At 72.1% G+C, this 19,144-nt stretch carries 18 protein-coding genes; 5 read left to right on the forward strand and 13 right to left on the reverse strand.

Annotated features, from left to right (window positions below; translation table 11 throughout):
* Positions 1–3 precede the first annotated feature (3 nt).
* Positions 4–1,230: an MFS transporter gene (locus ACIRSS_RS16155; RefSeq protein ID WP_400895353.1), complete on the reverse strand. Its 1,227-nt coding sequence runs from the start codon at positions 1,228–1,230 to the stop codon at positions 4–6.
* A 71-nt stretch (positions 1,231–1,301) separates the two neighbouring features.
* Here ACIRSS_RS16155 and ACIRSS_RS16160 point away from each other — a divergent pair, with 71 nt between their 5' ends.
* On the forward strand, positions 1,302–2,144 hold the full coding sequence (locus ACIRSS_RS16160) for a LysR family transcriptional regulator (RefSeq protein WP_400895355.1): 843 nt from the start codon (positions 1,302–1,304) through the stop codon (positions 2,142–2,144).
* Here the strand turns inward: ACIRSS_RS16160 and ACIRSS_RS16165 are convergent.
* Together ACIRSS_RS16165 and ACIRSS_RS16170 are read right to left on the reverse strand one after the other, a co-directional pair.
* Positions 2,134–3,333, reverse strand: coding sequence for an amidohydrolase family protein (locus ACIRSS_RS16165; protein ID WP_400895358.1), 1,200 nt, complete (start codon positions 3,331–3,333; stop codon positions 2,134–2,136). The two genes, ACIRSS_RS16160 and ACIRSS_RS16165, sit on opposite strands and share 11 nt — an antisense overlap.
* A 10-nt stretch (positions 3,334–3,343) precedes the next feature.
* Positions 3,344–3,865: a heme-binding protein gene (locus ACIRSS_RS16170; RefSeq protein WP_400895360.1), complete on the reverse strand. Its 522-nt coding sequence runs from the start codon at positions 3,863–3,865 to the stop codon at positions 3,344–3,346.
* Positions 3,866–4,023: 158 nt separating this feature from the next.
* Here ACIRSS_RS16170 and ACIRSS_RS16175 point away from each other — a divergent pair, with 158 nt between their 5' ends.
* The 3 genes from ACIRSS_RS16175 (at position 4,024) to ACIRSS_RS16185 (ending at position 9,314) form a co-directional block, all read left to right on the forward strand.
* Complete coding sequence (locus ACIRSS_RS16175) at positions 4,024–5,118, forward strand: sensor histidine kinase (RefSeq protein ID WP_400895361.1); 1,095 nt, start codon at positions 4,024–4,026, stop codon at positions 5,116–5,118.
* A gap of 26 nt (positions 5,119–5,144) precedes the next feature.
* Positions 5,145–5,801 carry a response regulator gene (locus ACIRSS_RS16180; protein WP_400897490.1) on the forward strand — a complete coding sequence of 219 codons (657 nt, stop codon included), beginning with the start codon at positions 5,145–5,147 and terminating at the stop codon, positions 5,799–5,801.
* Between the two features lie 270 nt (positions 5,802–6,071).
* Entirely contained in the window at positions 6,072–9,314 is a 3,243-nt protein-coding gene (locus ACIRSS_RS16185) for a GH92 family glycosyl hydrolase (protein ID WP_400895362.1), read from the forward strand.
* Here ACIRSS_RS16185 and ACIRSS_RS16190 read toward each other — a convergent pair.
* From ACIRSS_RS16190 to ACIRSS_RS16210, 5 genes are all read right to left on the reverse strand, one after another.
* The gene (locus tag ACIRSS_RS16190; RefSeq protein WP_400895363.1) at positions 9,301–10,239 is read right to left on the reverse strand and encodes an RNA polymerase subunit sigma-70; all 939 of its coding nucleotides are present in this window, start codon (positions 10,237–10,239) and stop codon (positions 9,301–9,303) included. The genes ACIRSS_RS16185 and ACIRSS_RS16190 overlap by 14 nt on opposite strands.
* Positions 10,240–10,276: 37 nt before the next feature.
* The gene (locus tag ACIRSS_RS16195) at positions 10,277–10,828 is read right to left on the reverse strand and encodes a DUF4231 domain-containing protein (RefSeq protein WP_400895364.1); all 552 of its coding nucleotides are present in this window, start codon (positions 10,826–10,828) and stop codon (positions 10,277–10,279) included.
* A gap of 39 nt (positions 10,829–10,867) precedes the next feature.
* Positions 10,868–11,926 (reverse strand): glycosyltransferase, encoded by a 1,059-nt coding sequence (locus ACIRSS_RS16200; RefSeq protein WP_400897492.1) that lies wholly within the window; start codon positions 11,924–11,926, stop codon positions 10,868–10,870.
* A gap of 87 nt (positions 11,927–12,013) precedes the next feature.
* Positions 12,014–13,498 (reverse strand): protein kinase, encoded by a 1,485-nt coding sequence (locus ACIRSS_RS16205; RefSeq protein WP_400895365.1) that lies wholly within the window; start codon positions 13,496–13,498, stop codon positions 12,014–12,016.
* 140 nt (positions 13,499–13,638) lie between these two features.
* A complete protein-coding gene (locus tag ACIRSS_RS16210) occupies positions 13,639–14,439 on the reverse strand; it encodes an inositol monophosphatase family protein (protein WP_400895366.1) in 801 nt (266 codons plus the stop codon).
* Positions 14,440–14,468: 29 nt separating this feature from the next.
* Between ACIRSS_RS16210 and ACIRSS_RS16215 the strand changes: the two genes are divergently transcribed.
* Positions 14,469–15,170 (forward strand): creatininase family protein, encoded by a 702-nt coding sequence (locus tag ACIRSS_RS16215; RefSeq protein WP_400895367.1) that lies wholly within the window; start codon positions 14,469–14,471, stop codon positions 15,168–15,170.
* Here ACIRSS_RS16215 and ribA read toward each other — a convergent pair.
* Genes ribA through ACIRSS_RS16240 form a run of 5 tightly spaced genes read right to left on the reverse strand, consistent with a single transcriptional unit; the run spans position 15,156 to position 19,123 of the window.
* On the reverse strand, positions 15,156–15,797 hold the full coding sequence (gene ribA, locus ACIRSS_RS16220) for a GTP cyclohydrolase II (protein ID WP_400895368.1): 642 nt from the start codon (positions 15,795–15,797) through the stop codon (positions 15,156–15,158). The genes ACIRSS_RS16215 and ribA overlap by 15 nt on opposite strands.
* Positions 15,794–16,813 (reverse strand): YbhN family protein, encoded by a 1,020-nt coding sequence (locus ACIRSS_RS16225; protein ID WP_400895370.1) that lies wholly within the window; start codon positions 16,811–16,813, stop codon positions 15,794–15,796. The genes ribA and ACIRSS_RS16225 overlap by 4 nt, the downstream gene beginning before the upstream one ends.
* Complete coding sequence (locus ACIRSS_RS16230) at positions 16,810–17,664, reverse strand: methyltransferase domain-containing protein (RefSeq protein ID WP_400895371.1); 855 nt, start codon at positions 17,662–17,664, stop codon at positions 16,810–16,812. Before ACIRSS_RS16230 ends, ACIRSS_RS16225 begins: the two co-directional genes overlap by 4 nt.
* On the reverse strand, positions 17,661–18,728 hold the full coding sequence (locus ACIRSS_RS16235; protein ID WP_400895373.1) for a glycosyltransferase family 4 protein: 1,068 nt from the start codon (positions 18,726–18,728) through the stop codon (positions 17,661–17,663). Before ACIRSS_RS16235 ends, ACIRSS_RS16230 begins: the two co-directional genes overlap by 4 nt.
* Complete coding sequence (locus tag ACIRSS_RS16240; protein ID WP_257920749.1) at positions 18,725–19,123, reverse strand: 6-carboxytetrahydropterin synthase; 399 nt, start codon at positions 19,121–19,123, stop codon at positions 18,725–18,727. The genes ACIRSS_RS16235 and ACIRSS_RS16240 overlap by 4 nt, the downstream gene beginning before the upstream one ends.
* Positions 19,124–19,144: the final 21 nt, after the last annotated feature.

Genomic DNA, 19,144 nt, shown 5'->3' on the forward strand with positions numbered 1-19,144 from the left:
CAGTCAACGGCGGGGAACCAGAAAGGCGCCGGCGAGCAGCAGGCCGCCGGCAACAGCAAGGGCCGTCGTGGTCGTCGTCGCGTTCAGGAGGGCGCCCAGGACCGCCACGCCCAGGACCGCGCCCGTCTGGCGGGACGCGTTCAGGGCGCCGCCCGCCATTCCCGCCAGCTCACGCGGTGCCGAGCCGACCACCGCGGTCAGCAGCGACGGGATCGCCAGTGAGACCCCGAAGCCCAGCAGCGCCAGCGCGACCACGGACAAAGCGGGAAAGAATGCCTGAAGCAGCGTGCCGGACGCCATCAGCAAGAAACCCGAAATCGCCGGGACTCGCGGGCCGATGCGGGCCACCAACCGGCCCGTGAAGATCGGGTTGAACGCCGTCGGGATTGTCAACGGCAGGAATGCCAGCCCCGTCGTCGACGGTGAATAACCACGCGATTGCTGGAAATACAGCGAGAGCACGAACAACACCCCCGACAACCCGAAGTTCACGATCGCGCCCGCCAGGAGGTTCCGGGACAGCAGCGACACCGGCAGCATCGCGTCCGGACGCCGTTGCGATGCCACGAACACCACCGCCGCCACCAGGAACACCGGCAGCAGCCAGAACGCCGACTCCACCAGGGCGTACGTCAATGTCGACAAAGCGACCACGGCGGATACCTGGCCCACCCAGTCGACCCGGCCCGGCTTGGGCGGCGTCGGTGGAGCCGTCCGGGACAACGCCAGCGCGACCAGCGCCACCGGGACGTTCACCAGGAAGATCGCGCGCCACCCGAAGGCCTGGGTCAGGACGCCGCCCAGCAGCGGGCCCGCCACCAGGCCCGTTCCGCTCACCGCCGCCCACACGCCCATCGCCTTCGCCCGGGCCGCGGTGACCGGGTAGGCCGTCGCGATCAGCGACAGCGAGGACGGCACCAGCAGCGCGCCCGCCACGCCGAGCAACGCGCGCAGGGCGATCAGCGCGGCCGGCGACGGGGAAACCGCGGACAGCAAGGACAACGTGCCGAACGAGAGCAAGCCGGTGCGGAACACGCGGCGAGCACCGAAGCGGTCCGACCACGCTCCGGCCGTCAACAGGAACGCCGCGAACGTCAGCGTGTAGCCGTTGGAAATCCATTGCTGGTCCGGCAAAGACGGCGACAAGGACGGCAACGCCACCGTCACGATCGTCGTGTCCAGCATGACCAGGAAGTAGCCCAGCGAGAGGCCCGTGAGAAGTCTTGCCACACCAGGAAGCCTGGACGCTCCGTGACACCGGCGGAAGCGGGGAGTTACGATGGCGGGTATCGGGAACGCCGATGGGGGATCTCATGGAACTGCGCCACCTGCGCACCTTCCGCGTCGTCGCGCGGACGCTCAACCTCACGCGGGCCGCCGCCGAACTGCACTACGCGCAGTCCAGCGTCACCGAACAGATCCAGGCCCTCGAAGCCGAACTCGGGGCGAAGCTCTTCGACCGCGGCAACCGGACGCTCACCGCCGCCGGGAAACGCCTCGTCGGGTACGCCGACCAGGTGCTGGAACTCGTCGAGGAAGCCAAGGCCGCCGTCGACGACGAACGCGGCGAACCCGACGGCGACCTGACCATCGGCGCGCTCGAAACCCTGTGCGCGCACTGGGTTCCCGGCATCCTCAGCGCCTACCGGACCCGGTGGCCGCGCGTCAGGCTGACCCTCGAGGAGGGTGGCCGCGGCGAGCTGTACCAAAGCGTCCGGGAGTCCGAAGTGGACGTTTGCTTCACGTTCGGCGACCCACCGCGGGACCCGACTTTCGCGACCCGGAAGGTCGGCGAAACACCGCTCGTCGTCATCGTGCCACCCGGCCATCCCTTGGCAGCGAAGGAAGAACTCCGGACCGAGGACCTCCGCGGGGTCGGGTTCCTCGCGACGCCGAAGGGCTGCGGCTTCCGGGAAATGCTGGACCGGATCGACGGACCGGTCATCGACACCGAGGTCGGCAGCCTCGCCGCCCTCGGCCGGTGCGTCGCCGCCGGGATGGGGTGCGGGATCGTGCCCGCCCTGGTCAACCACCCCGGCGCCGTCGCCGTTCCGCTGGCCGGCGAGACCGCCGACGTCACGATGACCTGGCGGCGGCGCGACGAACACAAACCCGGCATCGCCGCGCTGCTCGCTAGCGCTTGACCACGGACAGTCCGTCCGCGACCACGACTCCGTTGTGGACGACCGTGCGGTCCTTGCCGCGGTCCATCACCGCACTGGCCGGCGTTTCGCCGTCGACCAAGACGAGGTCCGCTCGATCGCCGACCGCCAGGCCGGGGCGATCGGAAACGCCGGCCAGGCGGGGGACGTCGTGGCTCATGATCGACGCCCCACCCATCGTGGCCACCGCCAGCGCCAGCTCGATGTGCTCGTCACGGCGGAAGCCGCGGGTGAACGCCAGCTGCCACGTCCGGTCCAGCAGGTCGCAGTTGCCGTACGGGCTCCAGTAGTCGCGCTGGCCGTCCTCGCCGAGTCCGATTCGGACTCCCGACGCCACCAAGTCCAAAAGGGACAGTTGACCGGCGGCGGACGGCGCCACCGTCGTCATCGCGATGTCCAGCGCGGCGAAGTCGTCGATGACCCGGCGGCTGACCGACTCGGAAATCGAGCCCAGGTCGTACGCGTGGGACATCGTCACCTTGCCGCGCATGTCCAGCGCCCGGACGCGCTCGATGACCAGGTCCGTCGAGAACAGGCCCAGGTGCCCGGGTTCGTGCAGGTGGATGTCCACTTCGGCCTGGTGCTTCTCGGCCAGGCCGAACACCGCGTCCAGGTGCCCCTTGGGGTCGCGGTCCAGCGTGCACGGGTCGATGCCGCCGATCACCGTCGCGCCGGACCGCATCGCCGCGTCCAGCAGCTCCAGCGTGCCCGGTTCCCGCAGGATGCCCGCCTGCGCGAACGCCATCACCTGCACCTCGGCCTGAGAGGCGAACTTCTCCCGTGCGGCCAGCACGGCGTCGAGCTTCTCCAGCCGGCAGTCGACGTCGACCTGCGCGTAGCTGCGGACGCGGGTCGTGCCGTGGGCGATCATCCGCTCGAGCGTTCCCGCGACGCGCCCGGGCAGCGGGACCTCCGCCGACCGCCAGTTCTCCCGGTCGTTCGTCATCATCGCCACCACGCCCGGGCCGCCGGTGTGCGGCCGGAACGGCAGCCCGATCCGCGTCGAGTCCAGGTGCACGTGGACGTCGCTGAACGCGGGGAACAGCAACCGGCCACGGCCTTCGACGGTCGCCGGCCCCGGCGAGTGCGGACGGACCGCCCCGATCCGGTCGCCGTTCAGCTCGACGTCACTGCGCTCGCCGCCCCAGGGGCGGACATCACTGATCAACACCACGGACACGCTACTTGCCGAGCGCGTCCACACCGGCCTGGGCGAACGCCTCGTCCTGCGCCCCGGACGGCGCACCGGCGACCCCCACGGCGGCGATCGGGGCGCCACCGGCCGCGACCGGGACCGCGCCGGCCAGGAACAGGGTGCCGTCGATGTCCTTCAGCGTCGGGGTCTGCTGCAGGCGGCCGACCAGTTCGGACGTCTTCGCGTTCCACGACACCGCCGTGAACGCCTTCTCCTGCGCCGAGCTGTAGGACTGCGGGCCCGCGCCGTCGCCGCGCAGGGTCAGGATCGTGTTGCCGTCGCGGTCCACCACGGCGACCGAGACGTGCTGGCCGGCCTTGCCGGCGGCGTCCAACGCGGCCTGCGCGGCCTTCGAAGCGGCGGCGATCGACAGGTGCGACGTCTGGATGACGCCCTTGTGGGTGGCCGGGGCCGGGGCGGCGGTGGCCGGGACAGCGGCGAACGAAACAGCGCCGACGGCGGCGAGCCCGGCGACGGCGGCGGCGATGCGGATACCGGTCGAGTTCATGGTTTGCTCCTCGTCATCAAGCGGTTCGACGACTCCAGCTTCAGCCCGGAACCGGGTGGATCCGGTCGGCGTCCCGGCTGACACCGGGGTCATCCGATCGGCTGATGCGCGGCCTCCGGGCCGGGTCGACGCTGGTGTCGGACGAGGAAGGAGCCAGCATGGAAGACATGGAAGACGCCGACGCGCGATGGCTCGCCGCCGCCATGCATTCGGCGTTCCTCCTGCTGGTGCTCGGCTCGGCCGTCCGGTTCCTCACGCGCCACGACGGCACTCCCCTGGCACCGTGGGTGATCGGCTTCACCGCGGCGCTGGTCGTCGCGTACGGCGCCGGCCTGTTCGTCGACCGGCACCTCGCCTGGCTGACCGTGGTCCTGGCGCTCTGGGTCGTGCTGGTGGTGCTCGCCCCCAGCTTCGCGTGGTCGGCGATCCCGCTGCTGGTCACCGGCCTGCGCACGCTGCCGACCGGGCAGGCGCTCGCGCTCGTCGCCGTGATCACGGCGCTGGTGGTCGTCTCGCAGAACCGGCTCGCCGACGGCTTCGACCCCAACCTCACGATCGTGCCGATCGCGATCGCCCTGGTCACCGCGGCGGTGATCACCTACATGCGCCGCCAGGCCGAGCGGCTGAGCGAGTCGGAACGACGCGCCGGCGTGCTGGCCGAGCGCGGCCGCGTGTCCCGGGAAATCCACGACGCGCTCGCGCAGGGCCTGTCCAGCCAGGCGATGCTGCTGCAGGCCGCCGACCAGGCGTGGGACCGGCCCGAGCTGGCCCGCGAACACCTCCGCGCCGCCGAGCGCGTCGGCGCGGCCAACCTTTCCGAAGCGCGGCGGCTCGTGCAGGACCTGACGCCCGCCGACCTCGCCGACGCCACGGTCGAAGAGGCGTTGCGGGCCGTGGCCGGCCGGGCCGGGGTGCCGGTCGAAGTCCGCGTCGACGGCGCCGAGCCGCCGCTTCCGCAGCGCGTCCAGTCCACTTTGGTGCGCATCGCCCAAGGCGCGCTGGCCAACGCGCGCGAGCACGCGGACGCCGGCCACGTCGTGCTCACCCTCACCTACCTCGACGACCAGGTCGTGCTCGACGTCGCCGACGACGGCCGGGGCTTCCTCGAAGCGGCGCCTTCCGACGGGAACCGCGGGCACGGGCTCCCGGCCATGCGCGTCCGGGCCCAGCAGCTCGGTGGCAGGCTGACCGTGGAGTCCGCGCCCGGCCAGGGCACGGTGATCTCGGCCGCGATCCCCTTGGAGACCTCGTGACGATCGGTGACAACCAGGGCTCCGCCCTGGGCCGGGGGCTCCGCCACCCGGAACCCCCGACGAGCATCCGGGTCCTGGTGTGCGACGACCACGCCGTCGTGCGCGCCGGGCTGCGCGCGCTGCTGGCGGGCGCGGACGGCATCGAGGTCGTCGGCGAGAGCGCGAGCGGGGAGGAAGCCGTCGCGACCGCCGCCGCCCTGCGCCCGGACGTCGTGCTGATGGACATCCAGCTCGGCGACGGCATCGACGGGATCGAGGCGACGCGGCGGATCCGGAGCACGCCCAGCGCGCCCCGGATCCTCGTCCTGACCACGTACGACACCGACGCGGACATCAGCCGCGCGATCGCCGCCGGGGCGACCGGCTACCTCCTGAAAGCCGGGTCCGCCACCGAGCTGTACGCGGCGATCGAGGCGGCCGCGGCCGGGCGCACCGCGGTGTCGCCGCCGGTCGCCGACCGGATGATGGCCCAGCTGCGCGCCCCGCGGCCGACGCTCACCGGCCGCGAACGCGACATCCTCCGCCAGCTCGCCCAGGGCCTGGGCAACAAGGAGATCGCCCGCGCGCTGTTCATCAGCGAGGCGACGGTCAAGACCCACCTGAGCCGGATCTACGCCAAGCTCGAAGTGGACACCCGCGCGGGAGCGGTCGCCGTGGCCAAGGAACAGCGCCTGCTGGACTGATCAGCGATTGTCCAAGATGGACAAGTCCTCTTCGGACAGTTCCCAGGGTGAACGCAAGGGCGATCGGCTGGGCCCCCGGCGAGCCCGCGCTCGTGCTCGGCGACGGCAACTTGGCTGACAACGCTGTCGAGCCCGCCGCCCGGTTACTGCGCGAAGCGGGTGGTTGAGGTCTTCTCAAACGCCCATCGAGGTGGAAAGCTGCTGTCCGAACGACGGGCCTGACCAAAGGTCCGCTTCTGACAACGTTGTCACCCTCCGGGAGGTGCGCCCATGTGGTCGCAGAGCAGACGGATGGCCGCCGCGGTGGCCGTGGGGGTGGTGGTCGCCGGCCTGGCGCCCGCCGTCGCGCAGGCCGCGCCCGCGCCGGTCGATCCCATCGGCCTGGTCAACCCGTTCGTCGGCACGCAGAACTTCGGCAACACGTTCCCCGGCGCGAGCGCGCCCTTCGGCATGGTGCAGGTCAGCCCGGACACCGGCGGTCAGGGCGGCTACGACTACCTGCAGAACGCGATCTACGGCTTCAGCCAGACGCACCTGTCCGGAGTCGGCTGCGGCGTCATGGGCGAGCTGCCGATCATGCCGACGACCGGTGCCGTCGACAACGTTGACAAGGACGCCTACAAGTCCGAGTACAGCCACGACGACGAGCACGCCGAGCCGGGCTACTACCGCGTCGGGCTCAAGAAGTACGGCGTGAACGCCGAGCTCACGGCGACCGCGCGCACCGGCTGGCAGCGCTACACGTTCCCCTCGACCGGGCAGGCGAACGTCCTGTTCAACACCGGTCAGGCCAACCAGTCCGTCAAGGACTCCGAGATCCACGTCGTCGGCGACCGGACGCTCGAAGGCCGCGTCCGCGCGGGCGGGTTCTGCGCCGGCCACGACGAGCACACCGTCTACTTCACGGCGACGTTCGACCGGCCGTTCAGCTCGTTCGGCACCTGGCGTGGCTCGACGCGCACCGACGGCAGCCGCGATGCCGCGGGCACCGGGAACAACGGCGCCTGGGCGAGCTTCGACGCGACCACCGACCACGACGTCGTCCTCAAGGTCGGCCTGTCGTACACCGGGCTCGACGGCGCGCGGAAGAACCTGGCGGCGGAGACGTCGAGCAGCTTCGACTTCGACGCCACGAAGACCGCGCTGCACCAGCAGTGGGTCGACAAGCTCGGCGCCATCAAGATCGGCGGCGGCACGACCGAGCGCCAGACGGCGTTCTACACCGCGCTCTACCACGCGCAGCTGCACCCGAACCTGGCCGGCGACACCGATGGCGCGTACACCGGCTTCGACGGCAAGGTGCACACCGCGAGCGGCTACACGCCGTACCAGAACTTCTCGCTCTGGGACACCTACCGGCCGCAGAACCAGCTGCTCGAAATGCTCGAACCGCAGGTCGCGCGCGATGTCGCGCTGTCGGTCGTGGCCATCGGCCGCGACGGCGGGTGGCTGCCGCGCTGGGCGCTGGCCGAGAGCGAAACCAACATCATGACCGGCGACCCGGTGACACCGTTCCTCGTCGAGGAGTGGTCGAAGGGCCTGCTCGCCGGACACGAAGAAGAGGCGTACGCGCTGCTCAAGAAGAACGCGACGAGCACGCCACCCGCCGACTCGCCGTACAACGGCCGCTCCGGCGTCAACTACTACAACGACCGCGGGTACATCCCGAGCGGCCTGGAGCTCGGCAAGGACTGCGCGGCCAAGGGCGGCGACAACGACTGCGAGCACCCGGCGTCCGCGACCATGGAGTACTCGGCGGCCGACGCGGCGCTGGCGTTGATGGCCCGCGGGCTCGGCCACGGCGCCGACGCGAAGATGTTCGCCGACCGCGGGCAGTGGTACCGCAACCTGTGGGACTCTTCGATCCAGCAGTTCCGCCCGCGCACGACCGAGGGCACGTTCCTCACGCCGTACAACCCGGTCGACGCCGACCACCAGTTCCACGAGGGCGGCGCGTACCAGTACCAGTGGCTCGTGCCGCAGGACCCGGCCGGGCTCGTCTCGCTGATGGGCGGCAAGAAGACGACGGAGAAGCGGCTCGACTCCTTCTTCGCCTACGGCAACCTGTTGAAGGACCCGGCGGGCACCGCGCGCAACGACTGGATCTCCAGCCCGTACGACTACTACGGCAAGGCGACCTACAACCCGAACAACGAGCCCGACCTGCTCGCGCCGTACATGTACCTGTGGGCGGGCGCGCCGGCCAAGACGGCGACCGTCGTCCGCGCCGCGATGACGTTGTTCACCACCGGCCCGGACGGCATGACCGGCAACGACGACCTCGGCACGATGTCGGCCTGGTACGTCTTCTCCTCGCTCGGGCTGTACCCGACGATGAGCGGCGCGAACTTCCTCGCGCTGTCGAGCCCGCAGTTCGAAACGGCGACCGTCCGGATCGGACAGTACGGCCGCTCGCAGGGCGGCACGCTGACGGTGAACGCGCCGGGTGCCTCCGACGCGAACCGGTACGTGCAGAGCGTTTCGCTCAACGGCCGGAACGTCCGGGAAACGTCCCTCGACTGGTCCGCTGTGGCGCACGGCGGCGTCCTGAACCACAAGCTCGGGTCGAAGCCGTCCTCGTGGGGCACGGGTTCGGAGCCGCCGTCGGTGAACAACGCCGCCGGTGACCCGCGGCGGCACGTCGACGCGTCGCTGCGGCAGACGTCCGTCGTGATCCCGGCGGGCGCGGCGCAGCAGGTGCACCTCGACCTGGACGTCCTCGCGCAGAACCCGGCGCTGCAGCCGGTGACGGTTTCCGCGACGGCGCCGACGGGCTGGAAGGTCCAGGTCCAGCCGGTCGACCTGATCTGGTCGGGGCGGCTGCCGGTGCAGAAGACGGTGCCGATCACGGTGACCGTGCCGGCCGGGACCGCGCTCGGCACGTACCCGGTGCAGGTCAAGGTGTCCGGGCTGGGCGCGAACAGCGTTACCCGGTCGGCCACGGTCGAGGTCCGGACGCCGTCGGCTTGCGCGTCTTCGGGCACGTCGTGCGCGGTCGACCTGGGCCGCGACTACAACCACGACGGCACGGCGACGGTGGCGTCGTCGTCGGAGGGCAACTTCGACGGCGGCGGCTGGAGCTACGACGCGTCGCTCCTGCCGCCGGCGGGCCCGGTGACCTGGGACGGCGTCACGTACGCGGCTCCCGACGCTTCGGGGACTTCGCCCAACTTCGTGGAGGCTCGCGGGCAGTCGTTGCTGCTGCCGGCGGGTCAGCACGCGGCGTTGAAGCTGGTCGGGTCGTCGCACAACGGCCCGGTGTCGACGACGCTGACGGCGCACTACACCGACGGCACGAGCGCCGACCTCGCGGCGACGTTCGCCGACTGGGCCGGCTCGGGCGCGTCGGTGGTGCTCGACATGCCGCACCGCATCAAGGCGGGCAGCGGGATCGACGGACCGCCGGTCCGGCTGTTCGGCATCTCGGCGGCGCTGGATTCCGCCAAGACGCTGCAGTCGGTGAGCCTGCCGAACGACCCGCGGGTCGAGATCTACGCGCTCACCCTGGCGTGATGGTCCGGTTCGCCGGGTCCGTCCCGGCGAACCGCTCCACCAGGTCAGGGAAGCCGAACACGGTGATGCGCGCGATGCCGCCCTTGCCGAGGGTCAGGACCGCGATGCCGAACGGCTCGCCGCGGTACCAGGCCGCCGCCGCGGGCTGGCCGTTCGCCCGGGTCGGCGTCATGTGCCACTCGCCCGGCTCGCCCATTACGTGTCGCAAGAACGCGACACAAGTCGTCTTTCCGGCGAACCACGACCGGGACGGCACCGGCTCGATCACCGCGTCGTCGCGCAGGATCTGCTCCAGCGCCGCCAGGTCCGAGTTCATGAACGCGCTCATGTAGCGGTTCAGGAGTTCGCGTTGATCGGGCTCGGTCAGCTCGCCGACTTCGCCGGCCGCGTCGAGAGTCGCGCGGGCGCGTTGCAGCATGCTCTTCACCGCCGCGACCGAGGTGCCCAGCAGCTCGGCGACCTCGGCCGCCGGGAACGCCAGCACCTCGCGCAGGATCAGCACCGCGCGCTGGCGCGGCGGGAGCAGCTGCAGGCCGGCGATCAGGGCGAGCCGGACGCCGTCGCGGGCCACGGCGATCTCCGCCGGGTCGTCGGTTTCCGGCGTGACCAAGGCGTCGGGGATCGGCCGTGGCCACTGGTCACCGGGCTCGGCGGGGACCGGCGGAGCGTCGGGGTCGGCCGCGGGCGCGCCCAGCCCGGACGGCAGCGGCCGCCGTCCCCGCTGCTCGAGCGCGGTCAGGCAGGCGTTCGTCGCGATCCGGTAGAGCCACGACCGCAGCGACGAACGGCCTTCGAAGCGGTCGTACGCCCGGAAGGCGCGCAGGTAGGTCTCCTGCACGACGTCCTCGGCCTCGTCCGGCGTGCCGAGCATGCGGTAGCAGTGGGCCAGCAGCTCACGCCGGTAGGGCTCGAAATCCACGGTCACACTCTGGTCGACCGGCGCGGTGAGCGAAAGGAATCGGTCAGGGCGAAGTCCGGATCTCCGGCTGGGGCGCTCGGTCGTGTTTGCGGAACTCGACCCACCGCCTGCTCACATCGGCCCACAGCTCCTGCTGTTCAGCGTAGAAAGCATCGAGCCGATCGCGGCGCAAGTCCGCGGCGGCCGTGGTGACCAGGTAGTAGTCCATCTCATCGCGCAGCCGGTTCATCCGGTACTGCGTTTCTTCCATGAGCAGCCAGCGCGAGCGCCAGGTGAAGAAGGTTTCGAGGCCGGTCAGCACCGTGACCGCCGCGACCAGCGGCAATGCGATCGAGGCGCGTAGGGGGATCTCGGGGATGCCGAGCACGATCGTGGACAGCGCGGTGAGGACCAGCGCGGCGATCCGCACCCGCGAAGCGGGCTTCTTGAACCGCTTCTTCCGGGAGTCGATCCACTCGATGTCCGCGGAGACGAGGTCGCGGAAGCCCAGGAAGACATCCCGGAGGGGAAGGTCGGGCTGCCGCCCGACCAACTCCAGGAATCCGCGCTCGGAGGTGAGTTCGATCGGCGACGAGGTCCGGCGTCGGGGCCACATCCGGCCAGGTTGGCGGAGTCCCGGCCCCCGCGGCAAGCGTCAGGCGACGATGCGCGGCTCGGACGCCAGCCTCGACAACGCCTCCGTGAGCCGCCGGGCCGCGACGTTCCACTCCTCCAGTGCGCTGCCCCGGCCCAGCGCCGCCGTTCGCAACGACCGTCTCAGCTCTGGGTCCGCGTACCAGCGGTGCAGCGCGTCCGCCAGGGCGAACGGGTCGTTCGGCTCCACCAGCACTCCCGGCATCTCGCCGTCCGCGTCCACGCCGAGCGCGTCGTACACCCCGCCGACCTCGGTGGCCAGTACCGGGATGCCGCGGGCCAGTGCCTGGGCGATGCACATCCCCGACATCGGCGCGCGCGCCGGGATGACCAGCAGGTCTGCCGCGTTGTAGGCCGCGCCGAGATCCACCGCGTCGCCGGTGAGGGTGATCCGGCCGCCGAGGCCGAGCCGCTCGATCGACCAGCCCAGCTCGTCGACGTACCCCGGCTCCACCTCGAGCGAGCCCGTCATGACGCAGGACAGCGCCAGGTGGTCGACCTCGCCGAGGGCTTGGACCAGCAGGTCCTGGCCGTTGCGGCGGGTGACGTCGCCGACGCAGAGCAGGCGGGACACACCGTCCGCGCCCGCGGCGAGCGGCGCCGCGTCGGTGCCGGGCTTGGCCACGTAGACGCGGCCCGGGTCGAGGTCGTGGCGGTCGATCAGCAGCCGGGCCAGCCACGGGCTGGTCGCGACGACCATCCCGGCCATCCGCAGCGTCTCGCGCTCGCACGCGTCCAGCTCCGCCGCGTGCGCCGGGTCGAGGCCCGGCTCGTCGGCCAGGGCCTGGTGCACCAGCACGGCCAGCCGCAGCCGCCGCGCGTGCGGCACGACGATCTCGGGCACGCCGGACGCGATCACGCCGTCGAGCAGCACGACCGTCCGGTCCGGCAGCGCGGCCAGGGACCGGGCCAGGCGACGGCGGGCCGTCGCGTCGGGCGTCGGCCAGTCGCCGGCGATCGGCAGCTCCAGCACGGGCTGGCCGACGGCGGGCAGGTTCTGGCACATGCGCTTGTCGTACGTGTCCGCCGCCGGCGGCACGGCCGGGAGGAGGAACACCATCGGGTCGGCAGGCCTCATCGCTCAACCTCCAGCGTGGATCGACGGCGGGACGCCTCAACCGTCACACGCGGCCTGGAGCTGAACGGTTCAACTCTGGGCGTCGATCATCCAAACGCCGTTCACCTGGACCATGGTGAAGGTGTCGTTCTCGGCCTGGCCGCCGTTGTAGAGGATCCGGGCCGTGACCCGGTTCGGGCCGGCGTCCTTCACGTTGGTCGCGTCCACCGACTTGAACTGCTTCCACCAGCTCACATACCGCTCGTACGTCTGGTGGCGCGACGCCCTGAAGTTGTCCGTGAGCAGCTTCCACGCCTCCGCCGGGTTGTTCGGCAGCAGCGAGTAGTAGGCGGACAGGGCCTGGGCGGCGCTCTGGGTCGACGACACCGGCGAAACCGGCGGCGAAGTGGGCGGCGGCGCCGTGGTCGACGGGGTCTCCGAAGCCGAAGTCGCGGGGGACGGCGTCGTCGAAGGTGCCGCCGACGCCGAGGTCGACGTCTGCGACGCCGCCGGCGGGGCGGCGTTGTCCTGCGGCGGCTGCTGGCGCACGACCAGCAGGATCGCGACGACGACCGCGATGCACAGCAGCGCCGCGCCGGCCCCGACGGCGATCAGGCCCTTGCGCGCGCCCGGCGTCACCGCGGCGACCTCGCCGCCCGGCGGCACGGCGACCGTGGCCGGCACGGTCGCCACCGCGGACACCGAGGCGGCCTCCGTCTCCGGGATCGTCTCCGCGAGCACCGACTCGCCGGGCTCCGCGTCCGGCAGCAGCGCCCGCAGCTCCTGCTCGACCTCGTCCATCGACGGCCGGTCGGCCGGCTCGGTCGCGAGCATCCGCAGCAGCAGCGGGGTGAGCCGGCCCGCCTTCTCCGGCGGCTCGATCTCCCCGCTGGACGCCTTGTAGAGCAAGGCGATCGGGTTGTCCGCCGTGCCGAACGGCGACTTGCCCTCGACCGCCGCGTAGAGCGTGGCGCCGAGGGAGAAGACGTCGGCGGCGAAGCTCGCGTCCTCGCCGCGGGCCACCTCGGGCGCGAGGTACGCGGGCGTGCCGGCGATCTCGCCGGTGGCCGTCAGCTTGACGTCACCGATCGCGCGGGAGATGCCGAAGTCGGTGATCTTCGCCGTGCCGTCCTCGGACACGAGGATGTTCGCCGGCTTCACGTCGCGGTGCACGATCCCGGCGCGGTGCGCGCCGGCCAGCGCCGAGCTGATCTGCGCGCCGACGCGGACGGCGTCGTCCACCGAGGCCGGCTCCTCGCCGATGACGACGGCGAAACTCTTGGACGGCAGGTATTCCATGATCAACCACGGCCGGTCCTCCTCTTCGAGGACGGCGAACACGGTGATCGCGTGGGAATGCTGGAGCCGGGCGGCGATCCGCGCCTCGCGCATCGCGCGGTTCTTCGCCTCTTCGGTGCGGCTCTCGTCGTGGTCGTGCGGGAGCAGGAGTTCCTTGATCGCCACGGTGCGGTCGAGCATTTCGTCCTGCGCCCGCCACACCGTGCCCATCGCGCCGCCGCCGATCGGCTCCAGCAGCCGGTACCGATCGCGGATCCGGCGACTTTCCACGAGCATCCACCATTCTCAAAAAGTGTGCCGACGAGATCCGGCCAGCATGCCAGGATCATCCGCCGGCCGGTACCAACGTAGCCGAAAACCTTGGACGGGCAGCGCAATCGCGCGCTGTGGCGCTGCCCACCGTGTACCCCGGAATCTTAACGAACAACCCCGTACGCGCGATCAAGTGCGTCCACGATCTCCTTGCGCAGCCCCGCGGCGACCGCGATCGTCGACGACGAACCGACCGTGTGCTCGCTGCCGTCGCGGTCCACGACGGCCCCTCCGGCCTCGCGCACGAGCAGCACGCCGGCCATGGTGTCCCACGGGTTGTTGGACAGGATCAGTGCGGCGTCGAGCTTTCCGTCCGCCACCCAGGAGAGGTCGATCGCCGCGGTGCCGAGCATCCGGATCTTCTGCGCCCGCGCGCCGAGGTCCGACAGCAACCGCAGCCGGGTCGCGTTCTTCTCCTCCGCCAGCCGGCCGATCGCGAAGTCGCCGACGGCGATCATCGCGTCGGACATTTCCGTCGCCGCCGACGCGCCGACGCGCTCTCCGTTCGCGAAAGCACCTTCGCCGCGCGCGGCGGTGTACGTGACACCGAGGTACGGCAGGGCGATCGCGGCGACCGTGCTGTGCTCGCCGTCCACCAGAGCCAAGGAAATCCCGCAGAGTGGAATTCCGCGGGCGAAGTTCGCGGTGCCGTCGATCGGGTCGAGCGCCCACCAGCGGCCGCCGCCGTCACCGCTGCGGCCGCGCTCCTCGCCGAGGACGCCGATCTCCGGCGTCTCCGCGGTGAGGAACTCCCGCAGCGCGTCCTCGACCGCCGTGTCGACGTCGGTCACCAGGTCGCGATCGCCTTTCGCGGAAACGGAAAAGCTCGGGCGCGACCGGACGATCTCCGTCGCCTTCGCCACGGCTTCGCGCGCGACGTCGAGTAGTGCGGCATGCTCGCTCATGACTCCAACCTAAGTGAAGGGACGTGCTCATGACCGACCTCTTCCCGCTCGCCACCAGCGTCGACGAGCAGGAGCGGGGCGCGGCGGTCGCGGTGCTGCCGGTCGGCAGCTTCGAGCAGCACGGCGCCCACCTCCCCCTATCCACCGACACGGTCATCGCGGCGACGCTCGCGAAGGCCGTCGCCGACTCCTACCCCGTCCTCCACCTGCCCCCGATCACGATCTCGTGCTCGCACGAGCACGCGGGGTGGGCCGGCACGGTGAGCATCTCGGCCCGCACGCTGCACGCCGTGGTCACCGACGTCGCCGCGTCGCTGAAGGCGTCCGGGATCGGACGGCTCGTGCTGGTCAACGGGCACGGCGGCAACTACGTACTGTCCAATGTGGTCCAGGAGGCGGCCGGCGCGATGGCGCTGTTCCCCGGCGTCGCGGACTGGCAGGCGGCGCACACCGCGGCCGGCCTGCGGACGTCGCTGGACGACGACATGCACGCCGGCGAGCTGGAGACGTCGATCCTGCTGCACGCCCACCCGCACCTGGTCCGGCCGGGCCACGCGGACGCCGACCACGTCACCGACCGGGAACACCTGCTGACGCTGGGCCTGCGGGCGTACACGGAGTCGGGGGTGGTCGGCCGCCCGTCGCTGGCGACCGCGGCGAAGGGGCACGTCGTGCTGGACACGCTGGTCCAGCGCTTCGCCGGCGTCCTCGAGGCGCTAGGCGCCGGATAGGTGCGGGAGCAGGTGGTCCATCCGCTCGGCTTTCGTGCGCAGGTACCGCAGGCTCTCCGGGTTCGGCGGAACCAGCAGCGGAACCCGCTCGCTGATCCGGATTCCGTAGCGCGTGAGCTGTTCGACCTTGCGCGGGTTGTTCGACAGCAGCCGCACCGACCGGACGCCGAGGTCGGTCAGGATGCCCGCCGCCGCGTGGTAGTCGCGGGCGTCGACCGGCAGGCCCTGCGCCACGTTCGCGTCGACCGTGTCGAGGCCCTCGTCCTGCTGCAGCCGCATCGCCTCGAGCTTCGCGAGCAGGCCGATCCCGCGGCCCTCGTGGCCCTGGACGTAGACCACCACGCCCGCGCCCTCCTCGACGATCCGGTCCAGCGCGGCCGCCAGCTGGTCGCCGCACTCGCAGTGGGTCGAGCCGAAGACGTCGCCGGTCAGGCATTCGCTGTGCACCCGGACCAGTGCGCCGAGCGGGGCGACGTCGCCGTGGACCAGCGCGACCTGCTCGGTGCCGGTGCGGTCGAGGTACCCGACCGCCCGGAACGTCCCGTGCCGCGTCGGCAGCCGGGTTTCGACGACCCGCTCCACCACGGCCCGGCGCGGCAGATCCCCGAGGACTTCGCTTGCGGTCATGTCTGCAACCCCACTTCCGATTCGATCCCGGCGGCGGCCGCGGTGCGCGGAGCAGGCACGACACCGGTGTGCGGAGCGCGGGTCACGCGGAACCCGGCGACGCTCCGGACGAGCAGGACACCGGCGCCGGGCAGGCTCGCGACCAGCGTGAGCACGCCGTAGACGACAGCGACGGTGACACCTTGGGCGGCACCCAGACCGGCCGCGCCGAAGAGCAGGGCGCAGACGCCCTCGCGCGGGCCGAAGCCGCCGACGTTGAGCGGGAGGCCCATCGCGAGCAGCGCGAGGACCATCAGGGGCACGAGCTGCCACACCGGCGCGCCGACCCCGGCGACGCGGGCGGCGACGACGAACAGCGCCAGGTGCCCGGCCAGCGTCGCGGCCGACAGGAAGCCCACGCCCGGCCAGGTCTCGCGGGTGAACAGGCCGAGCCGCAGGTCGGCGAGGGTGACGGCGAAGCCGCGGCGGACCTTCGACTCGCTGTGGATCCAGCGTCCGCCGAACACCCGGCCGGCGACGACCGCGGCGACGGCGGCCAGCACGACGACCACGCCGGTGACCGTCACGACCTCGCGGAACGCACCGGGCACGACGTCCGGCGAGACCAGCACGACGGCGACGGCGGACGCGATCAGCACGAGCTGCCCGGCGGTGCGCTCCAGGACGACGGCGCGCACGCCACGCGGCACGTCACCCGAGTCGCGGCCGTGCTGCACCGCGCGGTGGACGTCGCCGAGGACGCCCGCGGGCAGCACGCCGTTGAGGAACAGCGCGCGGTAGTAGTCGGCGACGGCGGTGCGCAGCGAAAGCCGCAGGCCGAGCCGGGTGGCGACGATCTGCCAGCGGCCCGCGCTGAACAGCGTCGTCGCGAAGCCGATGACCAGGGCGGCGAGCACGCCGGGCACGCTGATCCGGCCGAGGCCGTCGAGGAACGCGGCGCTCCCGAGCTGCCAGACGAGGACGCCGAGGATGGCGAAGGCGCCGAAGATCCGCAGCCAGGCCAGCGCGCGCTTCACGCCGCCACCTCCAGGCTCGGCGGCAGGACCAGCAGGTCGCCGTGGTGGATGACCGCGCGCAGCTCGCCGGCCTGGGCCATCTCGAGCCGGCGCTGCAGGTAGACGTCGGCGACCGGACGCAGCTCCGGCAGCTGCTCGACGGCGGCGCCGACCCAGCCTTCGAGCCACTGCCGCTGCAGTTCCGCCTGGTCCGGGCCGAGCCGCCACGCGCTTTCGGCGCGCCGGACCGTGGCGCCGAGCCGGCCGAACGCGGTCGCGGCGACGTCCAGCGCGTTCGGGCCGAGCAGCCGGCGGCCGCCGGTGATCCGGCGCTGGTGGGCGTTGAACGCGGCGGCGATCGCGGGGTCGAGCGGGTCGGCGGGCGAGAGCTCCACCCGGCCGGTCACCGACAGCATCAGCAGCGCCGCGCAGCCGGCCTCGACGACCGCCCGGGCCAGGGCCGTGACCTCGTCCCGGGTCAGCAGGTCGAGCAGGGCGGACGCGGTGACCAGCGACGTCCCGGCGAGGTCGGCGGCCCGCAGCGCGGTGACGTCCCGCTGCTCGGCGACGACGTCGACGGGGCTGCCGTCCAGCGCCGTGGCCGGCAGGGCGGTCCGGGCGCGGGTCAGCAGCTCGGTGTCGTGGTCGTGCAGGATCCAGTGCTGCGTGCCGGGCAGCCGCGCGGCCAGCCAGCGGCCGAGCGAGCCGGTGCCGCAGCCGAGGTCGCGGACGGTGAAGTCCTCGGGCAGGTGCGCGCGCAGCGGCGCCAGCAGCTCGGTGGCGCGGGCGGCGGCGTCGGCGGGTTCGCGCAGGTACAGCCACTCCGGCGCGAACGCGGCAGTGCTGACTGATTCGCTCGCGGGCTCGCTCATGCCGCCGCCTCCTGCCGCTGCAGGACGTCGGCGATCCGGCGGGCGGTGTCGTCCCAGCTGGTCAGCGTCCCGCGGCGCAGCTTCGCCGAGGCGCGCAAGCGCGTCCGCAGGTCGGGCTCGGTGAGCCAGCGGCGCAGGGCGGCGCCGAGCGCCTCGACGTCGTCGCCGGGCACGAGCATGCCCGGCACCGAGCCGTCCGGGGCGACGCCGACGGTGTCGGGCAGCGCGTCGACGTCGGTGGTCAGCACCGGCACGCCGCGGGCGAGGGCCTCGGTGACGACCATGCCGAAGGTCTCGGCGCGCGAAGGCAGCACGAGCAGGTCGGCGGTGTGGTAGGTCGCGGCCAGCGCCGCGCCCGTCCGGGGGCCGGTGAGCGTGAAGCGGGCGCCGAGCCGGTGTTCGCGCAGCCGCTCGACGTACTTCGTCTCGCGGCGGATCCCGCCGACGCACTCGCAGGTCCAGCGCAGGTCGGCGACGGTTTCCAGGGCCTGGGCGAGCAGGCCCTGGCCCTTGCGCGGGGTCACGGTGGCCACGCAGACCAGCCGGGACATCCCGTCGGTGCCGACTGCGGGCGGCGCGGGGTCGACGCCCGGCGGCACGGCGTGCACCCGGTGCGGGGCGAGGCCGTGGTGCTCGACCAGCCGGCGCGCGGCCCACTCGCTGGTCGCGACGACCGAGCTCGCGGCCTGGAGCGTGTCGCGCTCGAGGGCGTCGAGCTCGGCGGCGAGCGCGGGCGGCAAGCCGGTCTCGTCGGCCAGCGGCAGGTGCACCAGCACCGACAGCGAGAGCCGGCGCGCCTGCGGGACGATCACCTCGGGCACGCCGCAGGCGACCAGGCCGTCCAGCAGGACCGCGGACCCGGTGGGCAGCGCGGACAGCAGGTGGCCGAGGACCGCGCGGGCCTCGGTGTCCGGGCGCGGCCAGGTGCCGGAGACGGCGATCTCGTGGACGTCGAAACCGGCCTCGACGAGCCGGTCGCACATCCGCCGGTCGTAGGTGTTGCCGCCGGACGGGACGGACGCGTCGTCGACGTCCCCGGGGAGGACCACGTACAGGCTGTTCACAGCGCACGCTCGTAACTCGCCCAGGCGACGTGCGATTCCTTCAACGAGACGGCGATGCCTTCGAGGCCGCGCGCGCCTTCACCGAGGCGTCCGGCGTGGACGGCGTCGGCGAGGCGGTCGGCGATGACCTTCGCGAGGTACTCGGTGGAGGTGTTGATGCCCTTGAACACCGGCTCGTCGTCGAGGTTGCGGTAGTTCAGGTCGCTCAGCACCGCCCCGAGCTCTTCCGTGGCCTTGCCGATGTCGACGACGATGTTGTCCTCGTCGAGCTCGGCGCGGCGGAAGGTCGCATCCACCACGAAGGTCGCGCCGTGCAGGCGTTGCGCGGGTCCGAAGACTTCCCCGCGGAAGCTGTGGGCGACCATCACGTGGTCACGGACGGTGATGCTGAACACCAAGACCTCCGATGCGTTCGG

This window comes from Amycolatopsis sp. NPDC101161, from assembly GCF_044768185.1.
Lineage (GTDB): Bacteria > Actinomycetota > Actinomycetes > Mycobacteriales > Pseudonocardiaceae > Amycolatopsis.